This window comes from Pseudaminobacter sp. Soil_N_29 (genome assembly GCF_057656055.1).
The window spans coordinates 1-6,297 of the sequence record NZ_JBDGLC010000019.1; the positions used below are offsets into that span (position 1 = coordinate 1).

Here is a 6,297-nt window from a genome sequence, read left to right on the forward strand (position 1 = left end):
GCCCGAAACCGCGCCGCTGGTCACGGCCGCCGGCGCCAATGTGCTGGTGGCAGGCTCGGCCGTGTTCAAGGGCGGCACGGCCGAGGCCTATGCCCAGAACATCGCCGCCATCCGGGCCGCCGGCGATCGCGCGTTGCGCAGGGCGGCCTAGGACAAGCAGGGAGAGGCACCATGGCAGCCATTCCACCCGTCTGCGACTTCGGCTGGCCGGCCGTCGATGCCACGCTGCCCGGGGTCGACGGCAAGCAGCATTCCATCTTTGAACAGGCCGGCCCTAACGGCCTCGTGGTCGTCTTCATCTGCAACCACTGCCCCTATGTGAAGGCGGTCATCTCGCGCATCGTCCGCGACGCCGAGGACCTCAAGGCGGAAGGCGTCGGCTTCGTTGCCATCAGTTCCAACGACGCCGAGGCCTATCCGGAAGATTCCTTCGCCAACATGAAGCAGTTCGCCGAGGCGCACCGCTTCGGCTTCCCCTATCTCTACGACGAGGACCAGTCGGTAGCGCGCGCCTATGGTGCGGCCTGCACGCCCGACTTCTTCGGCTTCAACAACGAGCTGACGCTGCAATATCGCGGCCGGCTCGATGCTTCGCGCAAGGAGACCGGCGCGGCCGACCTGCGCCGCGATCTCTATGAGGCGATGAAACAGGTGGCCCGCACCGGCAATGGCCCGCGCGAGCAGGTCGCCTCCATTGGTTGCTCCATCAAATGGAAGGAAGCGGCATGACCGTCAACGGCATAAAGGCACCCTTTCCCCGAGCGATCCTGTTCGATCTTGACGGCACGCTGATCGATTCAGCGCCTGACATCACCGCCGCCGTGAACGAGCTTCTGGCCACCCGCCAGCTGGCGCCACTCACGGTCCCCCGTGTCACGACGATGATCGGCAATGGCGTGCCGAAGCTGGTGGAACGCGCCTTTGCGGCCGCGGGCATGCCACTGATCGGCGGGGCGCTGGAAGAAGCCACGCGCGACATGGCGCCGATCTACAACCGCCACCTCACCTATCTCACCCGCCTGATGCCGGGTACGCGGGAGACGCTTGCGCATTTCCACATGTCCGGCATGGCGATGGGCGTGGTCAGCAACAAGCCGCAGGTGGCCTCGCGCGAGATCCTGCTGCACTTCGGACTCACCGATGCGCTCGGCGCGATTGTCGGCGGCGACGCCGTCAGCCAGAAGAAGCCCGCGCCCGACGCGCTGCTGCTGGCGCTGGAACGGCTACGGATCGACGTGGAAAACGCCCTGATGGTAGGCGACAGTGCCGCCGATGTGGGCGCTGCGCGGGCGGCCGGGATGCCGGTGGTTCTGGTGCGCGGCGGCTATACGCAGGTGCCGGTGGAGGAATTGGGCGCAGACCTCATCTGCGACAGCCTTGGCGACCTGCCGCTCGCCCTGCGCGGCCTGCGCGACGCGGCCTGACGGCTCTTGCAGCAGTTAGCGAACTCCCGGAATCAATCCGGGAGCCCCTCGTCTCAAGCCATTGTTCCTGCCTACTTTTTGGAGTACTGCTCCAGATAGGCGATGACGTCGGCAATATCCTTGTCCTCCTTGAGGCCGGCGAAAGCCATCTTTGTGCCCTTCACCATCGCCTTGGGGTCTCTCAGATATTCCGTCAGCGTCTGCTCGTTCCAGACAACCCCCTTTTTGCCTTCCTCGATCATGGCCGGCGAATATTTGTAGTTCGGATGAGTTCCTGCGGTGCGGCCGATCACGCCCATCAGCGATGGGCCGACGCGGTTCTCGTCCTTGTCGGCAACGTGGCAGGCCTTGCATTTGGCGAAGACCTTTTCACCGGCGGCGGCGTCCTGCGCCTGGGCATTGGAGGCCAGCATGCCGGCAGCGGATATGGCGAGCAGAAGTACGATGGAGCGCATGGCGTTTCCTCTCTGGACGTCAGGGTGCCCTGAACGACTGCACATGCCGTGTTGGCTCCCCCGGCATGCGCCTTTTGTTTGGGCGGGTATGCAAGCATGCGTCCGACCCTCCGGACCGCTGCACCCGCGCCCATCAAGCTAGATCGCGTCGGCGGGATGTCAATCGCGACCATCGTACCCCATCCGCGGGCGTCCGCTCGGCCGGAATGGGCATCTTGTTGACGCCGTCCGGGCAAGCGCGTAGCCTTCTTGGACAGGACCCTCCCCAACGGCACCTTGGGGCGGCAGGCTCGCTGACACGCGGAAGCGCCGGCGCACGCCTGGCTGAACGTGGCGGCGAAAGGTGTTTACATGAATATGGTCGACCTGATCCTGACGGTTTGTCTGACCGCCAATCCAACCCATTGCCGCGACGAGCATCTTTATTTCCAAAGCAGCGGTTCGCTGGTGCAGTGCATGTACACTGCACCGCCCGAGATCGCGAAATGGACGCAGCAGCACCCTGCCCTCACGGTGGTGCGCTGGAAATGCGCATTCCCCGTCAAGGAGAAATCGATCTGAGGCAGACCGCAGCCTGGCGCGGTCGCACGTTGGGAGACGCCGTGGTGGTATCGCGACGCAACTTCGTGTGCTTGATGGGTCTTGCCCTGGCCGGCGTTCCCACCCTGCCAGCCGGCCCCGCCCGGGCGGACAACAGCGTCAGGATCGGCGTTCTCAAGTTCGGCACCGTCAGCTGGGAGCTTGATACGATCAAGCACCATGGCCTGGATGCGGCCAACGGCATCGATCTCGACGTCTCGTTTTTTGCCGGAGAGGACGCGACCAACGTCGCCATGCTTTCCGGCAACATCGACATCATCGTCACCGACTGGCTGTGGGTGTCGCGGCAGCGTTCGATGGGCGGTGATGTGACGCTCGTGCCCTATTCCACGGCCGTGGGTGCCATCATGGTCAAACAAGACTCGCCTATCCGCAGCCCCGGCGATCTGACCGGCAAGAAGATCGGCGTGGCCGGCGGTCCGCTCGACAAGAGCTGGCTTCTGTTGCAGGCCCTGTTCCGGCGCGACCACGACATGGACCTTGCCGAGCGAAACGAGATCGTTTTCGGCGCGCCGCCTCTCCTCTCGGAAAAGACCATCGAGGGCGAACTCGATGCGGTGCTCAACTTCTGGCACTTCTGCGCGCGGCTCGAGGCGCATGGCTTCCGCCGCCTCATCGGCGCCGACGATGCCGCAAGGGCGTTGGGCGCCACCGGTCCCGTCGCGGCCCTCGGCTACACCTTTCATGAAAGCTGGGCCCGCGCCGATCCCGCGGCAATTGCCGGCTTCATCAAGGCTTCGGCGGCTGCAAAGCGGCTGCTTGCAAGCTCCGACGCGGAATGGCTGCGCCTCGCACCGCTGGCGCGGGCGGAAGGCAAGGAACTGGAGACGCTGCGCGACCGCTATCGGGAAGGCATTCCTTCCCGTTCGGCCGAGGAGGAAGAGGCAGACGCCGCCCGGCTGTATGATGTGCTCGCCCAGATCGGCGGCGAAAAGCTGGTCGGAGATGCGCGTCAGATGGCCCCCGGAACCTTTTGGCTGGGGCCGGAAACATGAACCTGGATGAACTTCGCGCCCAGCCCGCCGCCAGCACCACGCGCGCCCCAACCACTCAGGGTCGCTGGGCCAAGGCTGGGCCGACGCTCACGGTGGTTGCGTCGCTCGTCGGCCTGTTTCTTCTTTGGAGCCTTGTTGCCGCACTGTGGCCAAGCCGCGCCTTCCCGCCGCCCTCCCAGGTGTGGACGGTTCTGGTCAAGGACACGCTCAGCGGCGAGTTGCCCTACAACCTTGCCATCACCTTGGCCCGCGTGGTCGCGGCCTTTGCGGTGGCGATGGTGATAGGCTCGGCCATTGGCATCATGCTCGGCATTTCCCGCCGCGCCGACCAGTTCTTCAACGTCTGGCTCGTGCTGTTCCTCAACATCCCGGCGCTTGTCATCATCGTGCTTGCCTATATCTGGTTCGGACTGACCGAGGCGGCGGCCATCGGCGCGGTCGCCGTCAACAAGATCCCCAACGTGGCGGTGACGATGCGCGAAGGCGCCCGCGCGCTTGATCCGCGCTACAGCGAAATGGCGACCGTCTATCGCTTCAGCCCGCTCGATCGGCTGCGCCATATCCTGCTGCCGCAGCTGCAGCCCTATTTCGCCGCCGCCGCCCGCTCCGGCATCGCCCTGATCTGGAAGATCGTGCTGGTGGTGGAACTGCTCGGCCGCTCCAATGGCGTCGGCTTCCAGATCCATCTCTATTTCCAGCTTTTCGACGTTGCCGCCATCCTCGCCTACACGCTGGCTTTCGTGGCGATCATGCTTCTCATCGAACTCTTTCTGGTGCAGCCCTTTGAACGACATGCAACCCGTTGGCGGCAGCGCGCCGCTTAGAGTGGACATTTTCGAGAAAACCTTCCGCTCGGCCGAAGGCGTATCAGTGACGGCGCTCAAGGATCTTTCCTTCGAGGTGCGCCAGGGCGAGTTCGCCTGCCTGCTCGGACCCTCCGGCTGCGGCAAGACGACGACGTTGCGCATCCTGCTTGGCCTCGACCGCGATTTCTCAGGCTCCTTCCAACTCCCGACCGCCGAGAGCGACCGGGTCGCGGCCGTGTTCCAGGAGCCGACGCTGCTGCCCTGGCGCACTGTGGAGCAGAATGTGCGCCTCGCCATGCCAAAGGAGATGCGCGAGGCCAGCCTGGACCAGCTCTTCGGCAGCCTGGGCCTTTCGCAGATGCGCTCGCTCTATCCTTCGGAGCTGTCGCTGGGCCTTGCCCGGCGGGTGGCGCTGGCGCGCGCCTTCGCCATCGAACCCTCCATAATGTTCCTGGACGAGCCCTTCGTATCGCTCGACGATCAGACGGCAGAGCGTCTGCGTTATCTGGTGCTCTCGGTGTGGTCGGCGCGGCCGACCACGGCGCTGATGGTGACGCACAACATTCGCGAAGCGCTGATGCTGTCGGATCGGATCATCCTGCTATCGGCACGCCCGGCGCATGTGCTCGGCTACTTCGACATCCGCATCCCGCGCCAGAGCCGCAACCCGCAGGTGATGGCCGATCTGGCGCGGTCCTTCCGCCAGAAATTCCCGGGCGTCATGCAGGAGGCCATGGGCCTGCAGTGAAGGCCTTCGGCACTCGCGCTGGCGTTCCGGCCGACAGCTCAGAAGCAGACCACGTCGGCCTCGGCCTGCGCGCGCCGCAGTTCGGCACCGGCGGCCTTGGCCGGGGCGCTTTCGCGAAAAAGCTCGCCGCCCTCGCCGGTGGTCTGCGCCATGCGCCGGAAGGTCTCGGCAGCTTCATAGCGGTCATAGGGAAGGATCGTGGCGATCACGTCGATCGAGCAGGAGCAACGGTCCAGCATCTCATGCGTTTCGCCATTGGCTTTCATGCAGCCGAACACATAGTCGGCAAGGGTCGAGGTCGGATAGTCGCTCGCCGCGCGCGACGGGCACGCGGCCGCAAGGGTCAGTGCAATGGCCAGGGCAATCGGCAATCTCGGAAACATGATCGTTCATCCCGTTCTACGTCGATTTCCTGACGCCAAGGGTGGCGCGGTGCGCGGCGCCTGTCCAGCGGCCACCACGCGCGACATAGGTCGTATCCAGTATATTGGACCAAAGGAGGATGCTGCCGAACGGCTCCGAATGCCCTCCGATGCGCACAAGAAAGCTCCTTCCGAACTCGCCGCGAATGCAAGCTGGCGGCGGCCCAACTGACGACGCGGGTGATTAATCTTTTCACCAACAGCAAATCACAAGAATATCTGATGCAGCGGAACAGGATTCCAAAATTATCTACTGAAATCACACGCCACAATATTCAAAAAACAACTTTGACGGTAGAAAACAAGTCAATTATCTACGCGAGCAAGTTTATATCCGGCATAATTGTTCATATACTTCAGCGATTAAATGGCAACATTCCATTTTATTGCAGTGCAACATAACGACTATTGCACTGCAGCAGCAGGAGGGACGTTTGCGCTTGCCTTGCCAAATGTTCTGACTTAGCCTCCCAGTGTTTCCGGCTTCAAGGACGTCGCTATCATCAGGGAAACGCGACGCTCCATCGTAGTCCAAGTGAGGTGGGCGGTATCGGTGCCCTCCGTCCATGCTTGACTTAGGTCGTGACACGCTGCCGGAAACATTCCCCGCCAGGCCGCTTGGGCAAGCCCCCTATGGGCGAGGATTGATTGGGCGAGATGATTGATTCCTGACTGCAACCCGGGAGGATTTCAATGCGTGCATTCAACAAAGCTGTTTGCCTGCCAATTGCCGCCGCTCTGATGACATGCGCGTCGGCTTATGGCGTATCGGCAAACGATGACCTGCAGAAACTTGCTGCGGATTCAAAGAACTGGGCGATGCCCACCGGCGACTATGCCAACACCC

8 protein-coding genes and 1 pseudogene are annotated in these 6,297 nt (G+C 63.3%); 7 read left to right on the forward strand and 2 right to left on the reverse strand.

The annotated features are described in order from the left end of the window. The 3 genes and pseudogenes from AC3A4H_RS23410 to gph all read left to right on the forward strand — a co-directional run. Positions 1-151, forward strand: a pseudogene (locus AC3A4H_RS23410) (ribulose-phosphate 3-epimerase); the annotation flags it as partial. 20 nt (positions 152-171) lie between these two features. Continuing rightward, entirely contained in the window at positions 172-729 is a 558-nt protein-coding gene (locus AC3A4H_RS23415; RefSeq protein WP_487768854.1) for a thioredoxin family protein, read from the forward strand. Continuing rightward, positions 726-1,424 carry a phosphoglycolate phosphatase gene (gph, locus tag AC3A4H_RS23420; protein WP_487768855.1) on the forward strand — a complete coding sequence of 233 codons (699 nt, stop codon included), beginning with the start codon at positions 726-728 and terminating at the stop codon, positions 1,422-1,424. Before AC3A4H_RS23415 ends, gph begins: the two co-directional genes overlap by 4 nt. A 71-nt stretch (positions 1,425-1,495) precedes the next feature. On the opposite strand, the gene AC3A4H_RS23425 is transcribed toward gph, so the two are convergent. Continuing rightward, positions 1,496-1,879 carry a c-type cytochrome gene (locus tag AC3A4H_RS23425; protein WP_348777634.1) on the reverse strand — a complete coding sequence of 128 codons (384 nt, stop codon included), beginning with the start codon at positions 1,877-1,879 and terminating at the stop codon, positions 1,496-1,498. A gap of 351 nt (positions 1,880-2,230) precedes the next feature. On the opposite strand from AC3A4H_RS23425, the gene AC3A4H_RS23430 reads away from it, so the two are divergent. From AC3A4H_RS23430 to AC3A4H_RS23445, 4 genes are read left to right on the forward strand one after another with little or no spacing between them, the layout of a single operon-like run. Continuing rightward, positions 2,231-2,440: a hypothetical protein gene (locus tag AC3A4H_RS23430; protein ID WP_348777635.1), complete on the forward strand. Its 210-nt coding sequence runs from the start codon at positions 2,231-2,233 to the stop codon at positions 2,438-2,440. A gap of 41 nt (positions 2,441-2,481) precedes the next feature. Further along, a complete protein-coding gene (locus AC3A4H_RS23435) occupies positions 2,482-3,474 on the forward strand; it encodes an ABC transporter substrate-binding protein (protein ID WP_487768856.1) in 993 nt (330 codons plus the stop codon). After that, a complete protein-coding gene (locus AC3A4H_RS23440) occupies positions 3,471-4,298 on the forward strand; it encodes an ABC transporter permease (RefSeq protein WP_487768857.1) in 828 nt (275 codons plus the stop codon). The genes AC3A4H_RS23435 and AC3A4H_RS23440 overlap by 4 nt, the downstream gene beginning before the upstream one ends. Beyond that, complete coding sequence (locus AC3A4H_RS23445; protein ID WP_487768859.1) at positions 4,267-5,028, forward strand: ABC transporter ATP-binding protein; 762 nt, start codon at positions 4,267-4,269, stop codon at positions 5,026-5,028. Before AC3A4H_RS23440 ends, AC3A4H_RS23445 begins: the two co-directional genes overlap by 32 nt. 38 nt (positions 5,029-5,066) lie before the next feature. Here AC3A4H_RS23445 and AC3A4H_RS23450 read toward each other — a convergent pair whose 3' ends face one another. Then, a complete protein-coding gene (locus AC3A4H_RS23450; RefSeq protein ID WP_487768858.1) occupies positions 5,067-5,411 on the reverse strand; it encodes a hypothetical protein in 345 nt (114 codons plus the stop codon). Positions 5,412-6,297 lie beyond the last annotated feature (886 nt).

Bases quoted from the DNA above. Each gene is read 5' to 3' on its own strand.
- AC3A4H_RS23450 (WP_487768858.1), bottom strand. From the start codon at position 5,411: ATGTTTCCGAGATTGCCGATTGCCCTGGCCATTGCACTGACCCTTGCG.
- gph (WP_487768855.1), top strand. From the start codon at position 726: ATGACCGTCAACGGCATAAAGGCACCCTTTCCCCGAGCGATCCTGTTC.
- AC3A4H_RS23425 (WP_348777634.1), bottom strand. From the start codon at position 1,879: ATGCGCTCCATCGTACTTCTGCTCGCCATATCCGCTGCCGGCATGCTG.
- AC3A4H_RS23440 (WP_487768857.1), top strand. From the start codon at position 3,471: ATGAACCTGGATGAACTTCGCGCCCAGCCCGCCGCCAGCACCACGCGC.
- AC3A4H_RS23445 (WP_487768859.1), top strand. From the start codon at position 4,267: ATGCAACCCGTTGGCGGCAGCGCGCCGCTTAGAGTGGACATTTTCGAG.
- AC3A4H_RS23415 (WP_487768854.1), top strand. From the start codon at position 172: ATGGCAGCCATTCCACCCGTCTGCGACTTCGGCTGGCCGGCCGTCGAT.
- AC3A4H_RS23430 (WP_348777635.1), top strand. From the start codon at position 2,231: ATGAATATGGTCGACCTGATCCTGACGGTTTGTCTGACCGCCAATCCA.